Genomic DNA, 18,086 nt, shown 5'->3' with positions numbered 1-18,086 from the left:
CTATGTCGACCGCTGTTATCGCTATCGTTATTGCCATTATTGTTCTGGTTATTCTGGCCGCTTTTTTTGGTGGTGTACTGGGCTTTGCCGCCGTACGTTTTAAGGTTGAAGGCAATCCCATTGTTGATCAGATCAATGCCCTGCTGCCGCAAACTCAGTGTGGTCAGTGCTCCTATCCCGGTTGTAAACCGTACGCCGAAGCGATTGCCAACGGCGACAAAATCAACAAGTGCCCTCCTGGTGGCGAAAGTACCATTCAGGCTCTGGCCGATCTGCTGGGCGTTGAGCCCGAGCCCTTAGATGCCGAGCACGGCGCCGAAAAAGACGTACCCAGCGTTGCCGTGATTCGTGAAGATGAATGTATTGGTTGCACTAAGTGCATTCAGGCGTGTCCGGTGGACGCCATTCTGGGTGCGGCCAAACAAATGCACACCGTAATTTCGGATGAATGTACCGGCTGCGACCTCTGCGTTGAGCCGTGCCCGGTCGATTGTATTGATATGGTGCCGGTCAGCACCGATAAAAACAGCTGGTACTGGCAAGCGCCAACCTCTGGAGTGGAATTGATTGCTACTGATAAAAACCCTGCTATCGCCAACGACGTGAATCAACAGGCTGAACCCGCCAACGACGACAATGAGCGAGGCGCCGCATGACCAACCTGATTCGTCTGTATGATTTTGACGGTGGCATTCACCCGGCCGAAAACAAAACACAATCTACCCAGACCCCAATTCAACAAGCGCCTATCCCGGCAGAACTGGTATTGCCCTTACACCAGCATATCGGGGCCGCCGCTGAGCCTTTAGTGAAGGTCGGCGATAGCGTATTAAAAGGCCAGATGCTGGCCGAAGCCAATGGCTTTGTCAGTGTGCCTCTGCACGCGCCAACATCGGGTATGATTAAAGCCATTGAACCGCGCCAGGTGCCCCATGCGTCCGGGTTAGAAGAACTCTGCATCGTGCTCGAAACCGATGGCAAAGATGACTGGTGCGAACGCCGCAGCGCGTTTGATAAATTTACTACTCAGGATCTGGCGGATATCAGCCCGGCGGATCTGACCCAACACATCAGTGATTGTGGCATTGCCGGCATGGGCGGCGCAGGCTTCCCAACCGCCGTAAAACTGCATACCGGCAAGCGCGACATCAACACCCTGATTCTTAACGGCGCAGAATGTGAACCCTACATCACCGCTGACGACATGCTGATGCGTGAGCGCGCCCGTGAAGTGATCTCCGGTGCTCAGATTCTGTTGCATATCCTTGATGCCAAGCGTTGCATGATTGGCGTGGAAGACAACAAACCCGAAGCGATTGCAGCACTCAACGCAGCACTGGTCGATTTACACGAAGAACATCATATTGATGTGGTGGCGATCCCAACCAAATACCCTTCCGGTGGTGAAAAACAGCTGATTCAGATTCTGACCGGCGAAGAAGTACCGGCCGGTGGCATTCCAGCGGATCTTGGCATCGTGTGTCAGAATGTCGGAACCGCTGCCGCCATTTCTCAGGCGGTGTTTGATGGCACCCCACTGATCAGCCGTGTAACCACACTGACCGGCGATGCCAATCAGCAACCGGGCAACTGGGAAGTGTTATTCGGCACCCCGGTTAATTTCCTGCTTGAGCTGGCGGGTTATCGTCCGCAAAAACACGAGCGGGTCATTATGGGTGGCCCGATGATGGGCTTCTCACTGCCATCACTGGAGCTACCAGTGGTGAAAACCACCAACTGCCTGTTAGCGCCCACGGATAAAGAATTACCCGGCAACGATATTGCCATGGCGTGCATTCGTTGTGGCATGTGTGCTGACGCCTGCCCGGCTGAATTATTGCCGCAGCAGTTGTACTGGTTCAGCAAGGCGCAGGAATTTGATAAAGCCGAACAACATAACCTGTTTGACTGCATCGAGTGTGGCGCATGTTCATACGTGTGCCCAAGCCATATCCCATTGGTGCAATATTACCGCTATGCCAAAGGTGCGGTCCGCGAAGAGCGTGCGGCACAAGCCAAAGCCGAAAAAGCCAAAGAACGATTTGAAAATCGCGTTGCTCGTCAAGAACGTGAAAAAGCAGAAAAAGAAGCCAAGCGTAAAGCCCGCGCGGAAGCCGCCAGTAAATCACAAAGTGCGAAAAAAGCGGCTCCGGCTGCTGGCAATACCGCTCCTGCCGCCTCATCTGCTGAGCTGGAAAAACTGCAGAAGCAATTAGACGGCGCCCAATCGGCTCTGAAGAAGACCCAGGAAAAACTGGATGCGGCACGCGAAGATGCCGCTCAGGCTGAGAAAATCCAGGCCTTTGAAGCCGCATTAGAAAAAACCCAGAGCAAAATTAAAGATTTGGCAAAGCAGATTGCCGAGGCGAAAAAAGCGGCTAAAGCAGCACCAGCTGCTACAGATACCGATAAAGGCGATCCAAATTCTCCGGAGCGACTGAAGAAGAAGTGGGAAACCGCTCTGGCTCGTCTGGAAACCGCACAAAAACGTCTGGCGGATGCCAAAGAGCAAGGCCTGGATACGGTCGCAGCCTTAGAAGAAGGCATTGCCAAACAACAGGTTCGGGTCGATGAAGCCAAAGCCGCTTACGATACCAGCTTGTCTGCAGGTGACAGTTCATCCACTACTGCAACAGCAGCTCCGGCATTTAACCCGGAGCAGTTAGAGAAACTGCAAAAGCAGCTGAGTGCCGCACAAACAGCAAAAACCAAGACCGAAGAAAAGATTGCCGCCGCCAAAGAAGATCCGGAAAAGGCTGACAAAGTCCCTGCGTTTGAAGCCGCATTGGCAAAAACTCAGGACAAAATCAAAGATCTGGCCAAGCAGATTGCGGTTGAGAAAAAGGCGCAAAAAGCGGCAGAAAATGCAGCGCCTGCTGCAGAACACGTTGCTTCTGACCATGTTGCCTCAGATAAAGGCGACCCGAATACGCCAGAGCGTTTACAACGCAAACTGGATACCCTGCAGGCGCGATTGGATACTGCTATTGATCGTTTAAAACAGGCCGAAGCTGAAGGGCTGGATACGGTTGAGAAACTTAAAGCCGGTATTGAACGTCAGCAAGCAAAAGTCGACGAGGTGAAAGCGCAGCTGGGGGCAGCTCAGAACGGCGGTGATTCGAACACGGCTATCGCTGCAGAAACTGCCATTGCCAGCGACAGTGCAAGTGAAGTAAACAGCGAACAGCAAGAAGCGTTGGAAAAGAAAATACGGGCGCAGAAAGATCGTGTTGAAAAGTCGCAAGAGCGCCTGAGCATGGCTCAAGAACAAAACCTTGAAACGGTTGATGCACTGCAAAAAGCACTCGATAAACAAACCGATAAACTGGCTGGCCTTGAGGCAGAGCTTAATGCGCTCTCTGGCTCAAAAACCAACTCAGAGACCGACTCAAAAGGAGAAGCCTGATGGCTTTGCTGACGCTGTCGTCACCCCATACCCACGGCCCTAACAGCACCAACAAGGTGATGTTGACAGTGATTCTGGCAACTCTGCCGGGTTTAGCCGTTACCACAGGGCTGTTTGGCTTTGGCACACTGATCAATGTAGTTTTGGCCTCACTGGCCGCCATTGCCAGTGAAGCCATTATTCTGAAAATCCGTAAGCGCCCTATCGGCTTTTTTCTGCAAGACAATACGGCGTTACTGACTGGTGTGTTACTGGGCCTCGCCCTTCCCCCGTTTGCTCCCTGGTGGGTGACGGTGATTGCCAGCAGTTTTGCCATTGTATTTGCCAAACAACTGTATGGCGGCCTGGGTAACAACCCATTTAACCCGGCCATGGTGGGTTATGCGCTGGTGCTGGTATCTTTCCCGGTACAGATGACCACTAACTGGGCATTATCTTCACAAGTTACCGGTACTGGCTTCGCCGATATCGGCAGCACACTGGCGGCTATTTTCACCTCCACGCCTGCTGATGCCTTTACCGGCGCAACACCGCTCGATGCCTACAAACATCTGATTGATAAACAAACTTCTGATGTTGTATTACAGCAAAGTACCTTTAACGGCTGGCTGAATGGCGGCTGGGAATGGGTCAATCTGGCGTATCTGTTAGGCGGCTTATTCCTGATCTGGCGTAAAATCATCAGCTGGCACATTCCAGTGGCTATGCTGCTGGCACTGTCGTTATGCTCATTATTGCTCGGCTGGGATGAAGATATGTATACACCGGTGTCGCTGCATCTGCTAAGTGGTGCCACCATGCTGGGCGCATTCTTTATCGCTACCGATCCGGTTTCAGCATCCACCACCCCACGTGGCAAACTGATTTACGGCGCCGGCATTGGCATCTTGCTGTATATCATTCGTACCTGGGGCGCTTACCCGGATGCCGTGGCTTTTGCGGTGATTCTGATGAATTTTGCCGCGCCCTTTATCGACGCTTACAGCCAACCACGCACTTACGGCCATAAAAAAGCCAAGCGCGGCCTGGCCAGCAAAAATAATTAAGGAGAGCGGACGATGAATGAATTATTGCTTTCCATCCGTAATAACGCCATTGGCCTCGGTTTATTTGCCATGGTTACGGCCGGTGCTATTGCGATTGCTCAAGTGGGCACCAAAGAACGTATTGAGCACAATATCCGCCAGGCTGAAGCTCGGGCGCTGAATGATATTGTGCCGCAGGATCAGTATGACAATAACCTGCTGGAAGATACGCTCACCATTAATGGCGATTTTAATCAGCAGTTATTGGGCCCTCTGCCCGCTAAGGCTCAGATTCATCTGGCTCGTACCGCCGGGGTTGTGCATACCGCTATTATTCCTGCCATTGCTCCCGATGGTTATACCACCAATATTTCCATGATTGTTGGTGTTAAAGCCGATGGCACCTTAGCGGGTGTACGGGTAATTGAGCACAAAGAAACCCCTGGATTGGGAGACAAAGTCGATCTGAAAAAATCCGACTGGGTATTAGGTTTTGATGGTAAATCTCTGTTTAATCCGGATGAATCGGGTTGGAATGTTAAGAAAGACGGCGGTGACTTTGATCAGTTTACCGGGGCAACCATTACCCCACGCGCTGTCGTTCGTGCGGTAAAACGCACCCTCAAGTTTTTTGATATTCACAAAGAACAGATTTTAAATACCCGCCTGGTGGAGCCAACTGCCAATACAACAACGCTTGATAAAACCACGCCAAGTAAAACAACCGAGGAGATCAACTGATGGCGACTAAATCCATGCGCGACATCAGCCTCGACGGCTTATGGAATAACAACCCGGCACTGGTTCAGTTACTGGGTTTATGCCCGCTACTGGCGGTGACGGGTTCGGTAGTTAACGCCTTAGGCCTTGGGCTGGCAACCATGATGGTATTGGTGGGCTCGAACCTGTCAGTCTCTCTGATTCGTAATCATGTGTCTGAAGCGGTGCGCTTACCGGCTTTTGTGATGATTATTGCCTCATTTGTTACCGTGGCTGAATTAGTGATGCAGGCTTTTACTTATGAGCTGTATCAGGTGCTGGGGATTTTTATTCCACTTATCGTCACCAACTGCGCGATTCTTGGTCGTGCTGATGCTTTTGCCTGTAAAAACCCGATTTTACCTTCCGTCGTTGATGGCATCATGATGGCACTGGGCTTTACCGTGGTACTGGTGTTATTAGGCGCTATGCGTGAAGTGCTGGGCCAGGGCGTGATCTTCTCAGATATGCAGTTGTTATTCGGCCCGGCTGCTGCCAGCTGGAAAATTGAGCTGGTAAAAGATTATCCGGATTTCTTATTTGCAATTTTACCGCCCGGTGCGTTTGTGGCGATGGGTTTAATTATTGCCATTAAAAACATCATTGATGATCAGATTAAACAGGCCGCCGAAGCCCAAAAAGATCCGATTGAAGTTGGCAGCAAGCGTGCTCGTGTGACGGGTAAAATCAGTTAATCTTTACTGGTTAATACGCATAAAAAAACCGATCATCCGATCGGTTTTTTTATGCGTGTACGATTTAGAATCAGCTGACGTCTTTTAGAACCATCGCCTCACCTTGCACCTTTTTGATGGTGATCGGCACTCCATTCAGAGCTGTATTGCCGGTGAGCTCATCAATCAGTAAATCATCCGTCAGCTCATTGGCATTAACACCGGGCTTTTGCAGCGCATTCTGCATTTGTACACCGGATAAATTATGACCATAGCCATGCGGCAGGCTGACAACACCCGGCATTAATTCATCGGTAATTTCAGCATCAACAATTAATGAACCGGTACGCGACTGCACAACCACAGCCTCACCGTTGGTGATTCCATACTGTTCGGCGTCTGTTTCGCTCAGCATTAAGGTACAACGATCGGCTCCTTTAATTAATCGCTGACTATTGTGCATCCAGGAGTTATTGGAGCGAATATGACGGCGACCAATCAGCAACAGTCCGGCATCTGAATCAGCTAACAAATCCGCTTTAACCCGCTGTAATTCATTAGCAAAAATATCCGGGGTTAATTGCAGCTTTTTATCTTTATGGAACAAGCGCTGCGGCATGGTCGGCTGCAGCGCCCCCAAATCAATGCCCTGAGGTTGTTTTTGCAGCGCGGGTAAATCCAGGCCCGATTTTCCAGCCTTGAGCATTTTATTCAGTAAACCTTTAGGCTTTAACCAGCGTATGCCTTGGTAAGTGAGCCAGTTGGTGAGTCGTTTTTTTACCGGGCCAGCATTTAAGCCTTCGGCCAACGATAAAATAATTTGCCAGTCTTCTTTTTCTTCGGCGGAGGGTTTAAATAATGGCTCAGAATATTTCGCCACATTGCGCACCGAGAAATTATTAAATATCAGGTCGTAATGATCACGCTGCAAATGACTGACCGGCGGCAAAATAATATCCGCATGGCGTGTGGTTGCATTAATGACATTATCAACACACACCATAAAATCGAGCGATTCAAATGCCTTGTTTAGCTGAGTGCTATTAGGCGTTGATAACGCCGGGTTACCGGCGATGACCAACATGGCCTTGATCGCTGTTTCATTCTTTTCTGGGTTGGCTGGTGTCAGAATTTCTTCCGCCAATAAAGCAACCGGGAATTCACCGCCAAACTCAGGGAAATCGCGCACCCGCGAACGATACAGGTCGTAATGCCCACGACTGCCCCGTGCGGCCAGCACAGCCGGCAAATCAATCGCAGGCTGGGTAAACATCACCCCACCCGGGCGGTCAAAATTCCCCGACACAATATTCAGCAAATTAATCAGCCACTGACATAAGCCACCATATTGCTGCACGGATACTCCCATACGGCCATAACAAACGGCTGATTTTGCCGTCAGCCACTGCGCCGCAATCGAACGTAATTGCTGAGCAGGAACACCGGTTTTAGCGGCCGTTATTTCTGGCGAGAAATCCGCACTTAATGTTTTTAAATCGGAGCCAACAACATAGTCGGGCAAGGTCGGCAGTTCACTTTCATGGGTGAAAATATATAACAGGGATAACAGCATCAATACGTCTTGTCCCGGGCGGATAAAGACGTGTTCATGGCTGAATTTAGCGGTTTCATTGCGTCTTGGGTCAACCAGCACCACTTTGCCACCGCGCTCATCAATCGCTTTTAACCGATTTTTAATATCCGGCACCGTCATCATTGAGCCATTCGACGCTACCGGGTTGCCACCAATCACCAGCATAAAGTCGGTGCGATCAATATCCGGTATTGGCGTGAGTAGTTGATGGCCGAGCATAAAATAACTGGCGACATGATGTGGTAACTGATCCACCGAGGTAGCGGAAAACTTATTGCGCGAGCCAATGGCCCGCAGCAACATCGGGCTGGTTAATAAATTACCGTAATTGTGGACATTGGGATTGCCGAGGTAACTGCCCACCGCATTTTTGCCATATTGTTGCTGCGCTTTTTTCAGGCCAGCGGTGGCTTCTGCAATCGCCTGCTTCCAGCTGATCTCTTGCCAGCTACCGTCGGCCAGTTTTTTAACCGGTTTGGTTAAGCGATCCGGGTCATTGTGCAGATCCTGCAACGCCGTTGCTTTGGGGCAGATATAACCCCGGCTGAAAGGATCGTCTTTGTCGCCCTTGATGGAAACAATCTGCTCGTGTGGCGATAACCCGTGCTGAGTTTCTTCAAGAGTGATCTCAATGCCACAAGTGGCTTCACACAAACAACAGGTGCGTTTATGAATACGTTGCTGAGTTGCTTTCATCGTCACAAGCCCTTTTCACGGTATGTTTGTTTTTATAATCAGTGTGACCACTATATACGAGTCACAAGCGGCTTTTTACCATGCATTTGCGCCAATTTAGCGGCTATCCAATTTAGTAGTTATATAGTACTGAGCAGCAGCCTAGCCCTTGAAGCCCGATTACATTGGCGTATCTTATTTAACCGTTAGCCATCTTTGGAGCTGTGCAGTACCAGAGAATAGATCGCAAATGTGGAACAAAGGAGAGGACTCATGAAATCCACCGATCAATTCCGACAACTGTTTATCTGTGCTGCCAGCTCTCTGTTAATCGTCGCCTGTGGTGGCAGCGGCGGCGGAGGTGGTGATGGAGGCCCCTCAAACGGCTCTGGCATCAGCTTTACCGGTAATACTGCACCGGCACAAATTGATGAATCTAATGCCCAGAGTATTGGTGAAACCTCGGGTGAAGCGGTTCGACAAGCAGCAGGCACATCATCATTACCAACCGCTGTCGAGGTTCAGGAAGTCGATTTGGAGCCCGTTCATCGCACCGTGATTGAAAGCGCCCAACTAAGTACCCTACCCAGCGGAGTCGATGTTTCTTCTGGTGTTTGCACTGGCGGGGGGTCAGCCAATGTGACCTTTTCAGGGCCCGGCCAAAACGGTAGCGGACGACTGGATTCTACGATTGTTTACGACAACTGCGTGTTTAATTCCGGCAATACCACATTCACGATTGATGGCACTGTGATCACTGAAGACAGCGATGTCTCCAACCCAAGCTCGGCCTTCTCAATCTCTTACCAGAATGTCACCGTATCCGGATTAGGATTCGGTTCACAAACACTCAATTACACCTTCAGTTGCACCAATGCCTCTGTCAGCAGCACTTGCACACAAAGCTCCACCTTCGTCAGCAGCAGTGGCGGCACTCATCAGATCAGCGACTACTCAATCAGTGGCAATACGTCGAGCGGGTTCAACGGCACAGCGTCGTTCAGCCACGCAACGTATGGCACCGTGTCGATTAACGTCAGCGGATTAACCTATGGCAGCTGTGGCACATCACCCGATGGCGGTACAATTGCGTTTACCAGCAGCAATGGCTCTTCAGGTTCAATTACCTTCAGCAGTAATTGCACGGTATCCGGTACCTGGAATACCGGCTCAGCGTCAGGGAGCTTCTGATCAGAGTTTTTACAACTCCAGCAGGTAAGGCAGACGCCTTGCCTGCCTTCTTTTATCCGATGAAGATACCGCTACTACTGATTCTTGTGTGCAGCACAACACCACTACTGGCATCTCCCACACTTGAGACCGATATCAAGCCAGGTGCGTTGTATTTTGATTACAAAGAATTCGACAGCGCCGGTGACACACTGAACGAAGAAAAAGGCTGGGTTCCGGGGCTTACATTTGAAGCCAGCGCAGTGTCTACGCCCTGGCGAGTATCGGCCATCATTGAGTATTTCTCCGGTGATACCAGCTACGATGGCTCAACCCAAACCGGTGCTGGGCTTAACAGCCATACCGAGCAGCGTTTTTTCTCGCTGGCGCTGAACGCCCAGAGATCCTTGTTTGATAGCGGTTTGGATGGCTATGTCAGACTCCAGAGGAATCATTGGCGCAGGCATATTCAGGCAACTGCCAATACCGTTGAGTTGCTGGAGCGGTATCGCTGGCTGACGATTGAAACCGGTGTCGCGGGGCGCTATGCATTAGTGCCATCAACCCCATTAGCAACGTCAGCTCCAGCCCATGAATTGCAATGGCGCGTGGGTACGTTCTGGACACGTAACGGTAAGATCACCGCAAATCTGGATGTGTTAAACCTGGGTGACGTCGAGCTGGACCTCAGCAATGGCAGAGGCTGGACCGGTGCCGTGAGTTATCAGGCACGATTGCTGGATTCAACCACCTTCTCCCTTGGCCTGGAGTATCGCCAATGGCGTATCAGCCGCGGTTCGGGCAAAAATTTCAGTAATGGCTCACAAATCTTCACCATCGCGGAGCCCAGCAGCAAAACACGCAGAAGCCTGTTTTTTATCGGCCTTGGCACGTCGTTTTAGCATCGGAAATGAAATCAATTCTCAATTACATAACGATCAACTATGCAACAACCGCAGTACATTCACACGATTTATAATGAACATAAGGCGAATAAGAACACTTTATGAACTATTCGACCAACGACCTTCTTAACCCTAAACGCACTATGGCCTATACTTTCGCGCTGTAATTCCGTGTGAATGTTAACGATCCGTCATGGCACAGAGCGTCTGACTGCTGCCGGACAGATACCAATAAGATGAGGAATGAGAGGTTCGTATGAGCTTGTATTCAGAATACCTACAAGAGATCGAGACGCGTAAAAGCGAGCTTGGCCTAAACCCAAAACCAATCGACAGTGCTGAACTGCTGTCTGAAATCATTGCCCAGATCAAAGATACCGGCAATGCAGAGCGCGAAGCTTCTCTGAACTTCTTCATCTACAACACTCTGCCAGGTACCACTCCTGCGGCGGGCGTTAAAGCTAAGTTCCTGAAAGACATCGTTACCGGCGCAGAAACCGTTGCTGAAATCAGCGCCGAGTTCGCTCTGGAGCAACTGTCTCACATGAAAGGCGGCCCTTCTGTTGAAGCTCTGCTGGACATCGCTCTGTCTGACGACGCTAGCAACGCGGCGGCTGGTGAAGTTCTGAAGTCTCAGGTATTCCTGTACGACGCAGACACCACTCGCTTAGCGGATGCTTTCAAAGCGGGCAACGCCATTGCTAAAGACATCCTGGAAAGCTACTCAAAAGCTGAGTTCTTCACCAAGCTGGACGATATCCCAGAGCAAATTAAAGTAATCACCTACATCGCTGCTGAAGGTGATATCTCTACTGACTTACTGTCTCCAGGCAACCAGTCTCACTCACGTGCCGACCGTGAACTGCACGGCCAGTGCATGATCACTCCAGAAGCACAGCAAGAAATTAAGAAGATGGGTGAAGACAACCCAGACGCTAAAGTAATGCTGATCGCTGAGAAAGGCACCATGGGTGTTGGTTCTTCCCGTATGTCTGGTGTTAACAACGTTGCACTGTGGGCTGGTGAGAAGACTTCTCCATACATTCCTTTCATCAACAACCGTCCGGTAGTTGCTGGTACTAACGGTATCGCACCTATCTTCCTGACCACTGTTGGTGTTACCGGCGGTATCGGTCTTGACCTGAAAAACTGGGTTAAGAAAACCGACGCTAACGGCGAAATCGTACGTGACGCAAACGGTGACCCAGTACTGGAAGAAGCCTACTCTGTTGCTACTGGTACCGTTCTGACCATCGACACTAAAGCTAAGAAACTGCTCGACAGCGAAGGCAATGTACTGTCTGACGTAGCGGACGCTTTCACTCCACAAAAAGTGGAATTCATGAAAGCTGGCGGTTCTTACGCAGTAACGTTCGGTAAGAAGATCCAAACTTTCGCTGCTGAAACTCTGGGCGTTGAAGCACCCGTTGTTTACGCTGCTTCTAAAGAAATCTCTCACGAAGGCCAGGGCCTGACTGCTGTTGAAAAGATCTTCAACCGCAACGCTGTTGGTGTTACTTCTAAGACGCCACTGCACACCGGTTCTGACGTTCGCGTTAAAGTGAACATCGTTGGTTCTCAGGACACCACTGGCCCAATGACTTGTCAGGAACTGGAAGCGATGGCTGCTTCTACCATCTCTACTGACGTTGATGGTGCATTCCAGTCTGGCTGTCACACTGCCTCTGTATGGGATAACAAAGCGAAGGCAAACACGCCTAAGCTGATGGCGTTCATGAACGCATTCGGTGTAATCACTGCACGTGACCCGAAAGGCGTTTACCACTCCATGACCGACGTAATCCACAAAGTACTGAACGACATTACTGTTGACGATCGTGCGATCATCATCGGTGGTGATTCTCACACCCGTATGTCTAAAGGCGTAGCGTTCGGTGCTGACTCCGGTACGGTTGCAATCGCACTTGCGACTGGTGAAGCAGCAATGCCAATCCCAGAGTCTGTGAAGGTAACCTTCAAAGGCAACATGAAGCCGCACATGGACTTCCGTGACATCGTACACGCGACCCAAGCGCAGATGCTGAAGAAGTTCTCTGGCGAAAACGTCTTCCAAGGCCGCGTGATCGAAGTACAAATCGGTACGCTGCTGGCTGACCAAGCCTTCACCTTCACCGACTGGACTGCAGAAATGAAAGCGAAAGCTTCTATCTGTATTTCTACCGATGAAACTCTGATCCAATCTCTGGAACTGGCTAAGTCTCGTATCCAGATCATGATCAACAAAGGTATGGAAAACGAAGCGGGTATGCTGCAAGGTCTGATCGACCTGGCTGACAAGCGTATCGCTGAAGTTAAATCTGGCGAAGCACCTGCTCTGGCTCCAGACGACAACGCTAAGTACTACGCTGAGCTGGTTGTTGACCTGGACGCAATCGACGAGCCAATGATTGCTGACCCAGACGTAAACAACGAAGACGTATCTAAGCGTTACACTCACGATGTGATCCGTCCGACTTCTTACTACGATGGCCGTAAAGTTGACCTGGGCTTCGTGGGTTCTTGTATGGTTCACAAAGGTGACATGCAAATCATCGCTGCGATGCTGCGTAACCTGGAGAAGAACGGTCCTATCACGTTCAACGCACCACTGGTTGTTGCGCCACCAACGTACAACATCGTTGACGAACTGAAAGCGGAAGGCGACTGGGACATCCTGTCTAAATACGCTGGCTTCACTTTCGACGATGAAAACCCGAAAGAAGCAGCACGTACTGCTTACGAAAACATCCTGTACTTAGAGCGTCCTGGATGTAACCTGTGTATGGGTAACCAGGAAAAAGCAGAAGCCGGTGACACCGTACTGGCTACTTCTACCCGTCTGTTCCAGGGCCGTGTTGTAGAAGACAGCGCTGAGAAGAAAGGTGAGTCTCTGTTAGGCTCTACGCCAATGGTTGTTCTGTCTGCTATTCTGGGTCGCTTCCCGACTCTGGAAGAGTACAAAGCAGCAGTTGAAGGTATCAACCTGACTTCTTTCGCTCCACCATCTGAAGATCTGGCTCGTCCAGCGATCCCTCTGAAAGCTGTTTAAGCTTTAGAGGTGACTAGCCCGCTTTCTGCCGTTTACTGCAAACAGCAGAAAGTGGGCTAAGCTCAGATATAACGGTTGGGTTTTGAGGTTCTGGAAAGAACGTGTTCAGACGCACAAAAGATCAATGACGACAGAGTGGATTTAGGCGGGTTTCAAAATCAGCTTATGTAGCTCACTGAACTGATCGGCTTCTACTGAAAACAAAACCTGATCGAATAAAAAAACCGGCACTCGAAAGAGGAGCCGGTTTTTTTATGGGGTAATATTTTAGAAGATCAAAACAACAGAAAGACAAGAGGAATGCTTAGGAAATTACATAATATCGCTAGGGTCAACCCGCAACACAAAAAGCAATTAAGACATACAACCCTGCATTGAAAAAATGCATAGCCGTTCTTATTCTAAGATGCCTTACAACCTTCTTGCCTTTGCTCCATCCATCTAGTGTGTTTTTTTAAGATTTCTGCCGCTGCATCATATTTATCTAATAAGGCATCACCAGAGTGCATAATTTTTTCCAAAACCTCTTTACCCTTACTCGCTTTTCTCCTCAACTGAGCGTAGCCGACAAGCATAGGTAAACATAAAAGAAATACAAAACCAGCTCCCCACCAAGCCATTTTCACATCAGGAAACATCCCTATCGCGAACAGCAGAACTAAACAAATAATCGCAGCCGACCTAGCACCAGATCTATTCCCATTAGCAAACCTCTCCATAGAGCTGTATATATTATCCGTTTCGGACTCAAGTGTATTAAGAAACACTTTCAACTCGTTGGTGATATGAACAATACTTGGGTCCTCATGCTCATCAGGCCTATAATTTTCAGATGCCTTCACTTTCTTAATCTGGGGATCGATATATCTAGAAAATGACTCTCTTGCTCTATCTAACGCCACGTCCCAATACGTAAAAACCAGATTTATACCAAAACAAATCTCTAAAAAAGAACTAAAATCAGCAAAAAGCAGCAAACCAACGTCCCTATCACAACCCTAACAACTAAACCCGAAACTGGGATATAGCATTTTTATTCAATTCAACCACCTTAGCGCTATCACATGTGTATAGTGTATTGAAAATATCCCGAAGTTTATTTGCCGTACTTGAATCACCGAAATTAGCAACAGCTTTATGGTTTTCTATATCAGTTTCAAATCGATATGACTTTCCATCACCCACAAAGAAGTGATTATTCATATTAAGTTCTTTAAGCATATCGACAGCTTGGCTAGTTAGCTTCCTCACAGAAAAGTCAGCTATTAATTTTTTCTCGTCATGAAGCTCTCTCGCGATATTAATCAATGGATGATTATCATCTCCACCATCAACATCTTGCTCAACGACAATTTTTAATTCTTTAGCACCCTCAACAAAATCAGCACTTAAGAACTGACGGAAGGTATTTAATAAATGAGAATTAGAATATAGCGAGTACTCAGGGTCTTTTTCCGAAGCGCAAATATTTTTTAAACTAAGACTTCCAGAAAAAAGTAAAACCTCGCGAAATGACTTTTTAACCAGCTCATTTATTAAAAAAATAGCATGAGGGGTACTACTATTACTTAATTGAAAGTCAGAGGAAGCCTTGGCGCAGGACATCACTAACTCATTATACTCACGCTCAGCTTCTGTCCATGTTGAACGGTCGAATATCTTCTTTTCCATAATATATCCAAGCTTTGCCATAGAGCCGCCGTTTAAAAGTTACTTTCGACAATACTCAGGCATAATCCAGTCTTTTGATAATGGTATCACCTAACAGTTTCAATTGCGACTGTATGCCAAGTACTCTAACGAACTACAGAATAGACCACAACGGCGCGTTTGCTCTTCTTTAATAGAAACACAAACAAGCATGAAAATTTTTTCCCCTTTAATATCAAATACTTAAACAATATCAAATAACTATTTCACTACACATGATCAGATTGTAACCAAACATCTAACAATTTCTGATTCGAGCACATGGAGCTTAGCTATACAGCTGCATACTACGGCAAAACACTCAAATAGCGTTCTCCCTCATCACTGTAATAAATCCACATCCACCCCAATAGCGATAGCGACCACAAGACTCAAGAAACCAGCCAAACCATTACCACCTGGCAAATAATGAAAACCAAGAATAAGAAGGGCTTCAGTCGCGGCGGCAACGCCCAGATACTTCCGGCATGAACCAAGATTTTGCTTCAGAGCCGTTCCAAGGGGAAACAGAGAGAATGAAAACATAACCCCACCAACACCGATAAGAATAAACACTAAATCGTTGTTGGAACCCCCATAGTTAAGGGGAGCAGCACAGAGAAAAAGCGGCATCACAATCACGTTTCCGCGCGCTCCTGCCCCCCAAACCCTTGGCACTTTCGAATAGTCGTTAAATACGCTCCAGCGGGCATGCTTTGCATCCCAATGCGTAAGCTTGGCCATCCACCAGGGCATAGATAGGAAAACGGCAAAAATCAGAATGATAAAACCAACGACGCTAACCAAAGACCTTCCCTTCTGTTTTCCAGTGACACCAGCGAACTAACTGGCGTCACTGGGCGTTTTAATGAAGATCCATTCTACGTCAGTTAAAGCAGAATTTAGTATGCACACGTCTAATCAGCATAAAAGCTATAGCCAGCGCGCTTTAGGTCATCCACTGTCATAGACGAAAAATCGACCGACTGATTATGTTTAACTGGCAACCAGAGAAACTGGCCGCAGCCTTGGCCTCCTCCAGGAGCATAATCGACAATCAGAGCGGAATCAGAATGACCTGGTTTTGCCGAGAACTCCCCGATAAGAGTAGTTTCATCGTGTTCCCTAAAGTGAAATGGTGACCTGATCGTATAGTTTTTAAGGTCTGTGCTTTCAAAGAAAAATTTCGAGGAAACGTACTCTCCCCGGTTAATAGCACGAGGTATCTTTATTGAATAATGAACAAGATTGCCATTTTGTCTCGCTTCAACCGACCCTTTGAAATCAACCAGCGGAATATACTCCTTGGCACAGGGAGATTCTGCTACTGCAGACAATGGAAAAACAAGGACTGCTACCAGCAGAGCAAGTGATATTTTCATAGCTTCCTTACCAGATTACTTGGCACCGATTTATCTGCGAGTGCCGCTGAAGCACTTTAAAGAAACCTATTCTACGCTAGTTAAAACTGACAATGAGCCGCAAATCTGAGTTTTGCGGCTCACAGCACTATAAACAAGGCACAACACAGCCACCCGGGCAGCCCATGAACTACATCTGGCAACACAAACACTGGCCCAACTTCAGCTATAACAACGACAAGCTGTCGGCTCTGGCCTACCAGTACGCCAAACAAGCAGCCCAGCTGTCCGGTAGCCTGTCGCAAACCGATCAGGACGACTCCATAACCGCTCAGCTGGATCTGATGGTGGATGAGGCGATCAATACCAGTCTGATCGAAGGTGAGAACCTGAATCCAGCCAGTGTGCGCTCATCGTTACAGAATTACCTGAAGCTGACCCTTACTCCCATCAATGTCGCTGACGTTAAAGCGGAAGGAATGGCGGCGCTGATTGTAGACGTACGTAAACATTTCAATCAGCCGCTCAGCAAAGAGATACTGTTCAACTGGCATCGCATGCTCTTTTACGGAACTGGGGCCGGATTTGAAGACAATATCCTGCACAGCGACCTGACTGTTGGGCAATGGCGAGATAGCCCGGAACCGATGCAAATCGTCTCCGGGGACTCTTTACCAAAACCAGGCTATGAGCGTGTGCATTACGAAGCACCTGCCGCTCAAGATCTTGATGCATTAATGACTGAATTCCTGAACTGGTTTAATCAGCAAGACACTCATCCAGATGACCAGCAAAACAACCAGCAAATACCGGGCGTCATCCGCGCTGGTATCGCTCACTTGTGGTTCGAAGTCATCCACCCGTTTGATGACGGTAATGGCCGGATCGGCCGCGCCATCATCGAATATGCGCTGGCGCAGGACTTAGGTATGCCAGTTGTACTCAGTATGTCGACTCATATCGAAAAAAACAAAAAGGAATATTATCGCCAACTGAATGTGGCGAGCTGTTGTGACGTCTCAGAATTAGATGACCCAGAAGTGCTGGATATCACCTCTTGGCTTAACTGGTTTATCGAAACCCTGATCGCAGCTCAAGGCGAAGCAGCCGAAAAAATAGCGACAATATTTGATAAAACCGAATTCTGGCAACGACACAAAAATACGGAGTTATCAGGGCGCCAGAAAACGGTTTTAAATAAGATATTCAAAGCCGGGAAAGAAGGCTTTCCTAATGGCGTCAGCGCGCAAAAATACGCAGCTTTAGGTAAATATTCCAAAGCAACCGCCACCCGTGACTTAAGCGATTTACTCGCCAAAGACTGTTTAAAGTCAGAAGGGGTTGGCCGTGGACTGCGATATTATCTAAACACCAAGAGCTACCAGGCTAACTGAAGGCCACCTTCTCGCTTTAGGTAAAGCCATTATATTCAGCAGCTATTCGACTATGAGGCTGACTTGAGGAGCGACTTAGGGTGTAAGAGATATTGCTTGCTAGCATGTCGACGATATTAGGTGATTGCCCAGTAAGCTGCTCATATTCAGCAATAGACGACGGAACGTGTGACACCTTTGCCACGCTCGGTAATTTTGACTGGCTCTTTCGTCGCAGCTCGTTTCACTGCTGCCGGGTTTTGATTGAATGCCTGGCTGGTTACGGTTTGCATAGTCTGCCTCCAAATCAGTCTTCAATGCAACTACCGTACTACGTTAATTTCAATCGGCAAACCAAATAGATACCTAACTATCTGACTTTCAAGTAATGATATTGACCCTAAAG

General features: G+C 48.6%; 14 protein-coding genes. 9 read left to right on the top strand and 5 right to left on the bottom strand.

The window, feature by feature from the left end; translation table 11 throughout:
* Positions 1-2 precede the first annotated feature (2 nt).
* The 5 genes from rsxB to ACO05E_RS15955 are packed head-to-tail and all read left to right on the top strand — an operon-like array spanning position 3 to position 5,885.
* Positions 3-656, top strand: a complete 654-nt coding sequence (rsxB, locus tag ACO05E_RS15975) for an electron transport complex subunit RsxB (protein ID WP_419810484.1) — start codon at positions 3-5, stop codon at positions 654-656.
* Positions 653-3,406 carry an electron transport complex subunit RsxC gene (gene rsxC, locus ACO05E_RS15970; RefSeq protein WP_419810483.1) on the top strand — a complete coding sequence of 918 codons (2,754 nt, stop codon included), beginning with the start codon at positions 653-655 and terminating at the stop codon, positions 3,404-3,406. Before rsxB ends, rsxC begins: the two co-directional genes overlap by 4 nt.
* Positions 3,406-4,452, top strand: a complete 1,047-nt coding sequence (gene rsxD / locus ACO05E_RS15965) for an electron transport complex subunit RsxD (protein WP_419810482.1) — start codon at positions 3,406-3,408, stop codon at positions 4,450-4,452. The genes rsxC and rsxD overlap by 1 nt, the downstream gene beginning before the upstream one ends.
* Before the next feature lie 12 nt (positions 4,453-4,464).
* Positions 4,465-5,172 (top strand): electron transport complex subunit RsxG, encoded by a 708-nt coding sequence (gene rsxG, locus ACO05E_RS15960; protein WP_419810481.1) that lies wholly within the window; start codon positions 4,465-4,467, stop codon positions 5,170-5,172.
* Positions 5,172-5,885 carry an electron transport complex subunit E gene (locus tag ACO05E_RS15955; protein ID WP_419810480.1) on the top strand — a complete coding sequence of 238 codons (714 nt, stop codon included), beginning with the start codon at positions 5,172-5,174 and terminating at the stop codon, positions 5,883-5,885. The genes rsxG and ACO05E_RS15955 overlap by 1 nt, the downstream gene beginning before the upstream one ends.
* Positions 5,886-5,955: 70 nt before the next feature.
* On the opposite strand, the gene ACO05E_RS15950 is transcribed toward ACO05E_RS15955, so the two are convergent.
* Positions 5,956-8,154: a molybdopterin-dependent oxidoreductase gene (locus tag ACO05E_RS15950; RefSeq protein WP_419810479.1), complete on the bottom strand. Its 2,199-nt coding sequence runs from the start codon at positions 8,152-8,154 to the stop codon at positions 5,956-5,958.
* A gap of 252 nt (positions 8,155-8,406) precedes the next feature.
* On the opposite strand from ACO05E_RS15950, the gene ACO05E_RS15945 reads away from it, so the two are divergent.
* The 3 genes from ACO05E_RS15945 to ACO05E_RS15935 all read left to right on the top strand — a co-directional run bounded on the left by ACO05E_RS15945 (position 8,407) and on the right by ACO05E_RS15935 (position 13,257).
* Positions 8,407-9,324 carry a hypothetical protein gene (locus ACO05E_RS15945; protein WP_419810478.1) on the top strand — a complete coding sequence of 306 codons (918 nt, stop codon included), beginning with the start codon at positions 8,407-8,409 and terminating at the stop codon, positions 9,322-9,324.
* A gap of 38 nt (positions 9,325-9,362) precedes the next feature.
* Positions 9,363-10,205 (top strand): hypothetical protein, encoded by an 843-nt coding sequence (locus tag ACO05E_RS15940; RefSeq protein ID WP_419810477.1) that lies wholly within the window; start codon positions 9,363-9,365, stop codon positions 10,203-10,205.
* A 259-nt stretch (positions 10,206-10,464) separates the two neighbouring features.
* Positions 10,465-13,257: a bifunctional aconitate hydratase 2/2-methylisocitrate dehydratase gene (locus ACO05E_RS15935; RefSeq protein WP_419810476.1), complete on the top strand. Its 2,793-nt coding sequence runs from the start codon at positions 10,465-10,467 to the stop codon at positions 13,255-13,257.
* A gap of 401 nt (positions 13,258-13,658) precedes the next feature.
* On the opposite strand, the gene ACO05E_RS15930 is transcribed toward ACO05E_RS15935, so the two are convergent.
* From ACO05E_RS15930 to ACO05E_RS15915, 4 genes are all read right to left on the bottom strand, one after another.
* Positions 13,659-14,234, bottom strand: coding sequence for a hypothetical protein (locus tag ACO05E_RS15930; protein ID WP_419810475.1), 576 nt, complete (start codon positions 14,232-14,234; stop codon positions 13,659-13,661).
* A 28-nt stretch (positions 14,235-14,262) separates the two neighbouring features.
* Complete coding sequence (locus tag ACO05E_RS15925) at positions 14,263-14,949, bottom strand: hypothetical protein (protein WP_419810474.1); 687 nt, start codon at positions 14,947-14,949, stop codon at positions 14,263-14,265.
* A 339-nt stretch (positions 14,950-15,288) separates the two neighbouring features.
* On the bottom strand, positions 15,289-15,753 hold the full coding sequence (locus ACO05E_RS15920; protein WP_419810473.1) for a hypothetical protein: 465 nt from the start codon (positions 15,751-15,753) through the stop codon (positions 15,289-15,291).
* Positions 15,754-15,863: 110 nt separating this feature from the next.
* On the bottom strand, positions 15,864-16,328 hold the full coding sequence (locus ACO05E_RS15915) for a hypothetical protein (protein ID WP_419810472.1): 465 nt from the start codon (positions 16,326-16,328) through the stop codon (positions 15,864-15,866).
* 164 nt (positions 16,329-16,492) lie between these two features.
* On the opposite strand from ACO05E_RS15915, the gene ACO05E_RS15910 reads away from it, so the two are divergent.
* On the top strand, positions 16,493-17,701 hold the full coding sequence (locus tag ACO05E_RS15910; protein ID WP_419810471.1) for a Fic family protein: 1,209 nt from the start codon (positions 16,493-16,495) through the stop codon (positions 17,699-17,701).
* The last annotated feature ends 385 nt before the right edge of the window (positions 17,702-18,086 follow it).

Origin of the sequence: Bacterioplanoides sp. (assembly GCF_965226395.1) — a bacterium.
GTDB lineage: Bacteria > Pseudomonadota > Gammaproteobacteria > Pseudomonadales > Oceanobacteraceae > Bacterioplanoides.
Note: the sequence above shows the minus strand (reverse complement) of the source record. Positions and strands in the feature narration are given on the sequence as shown.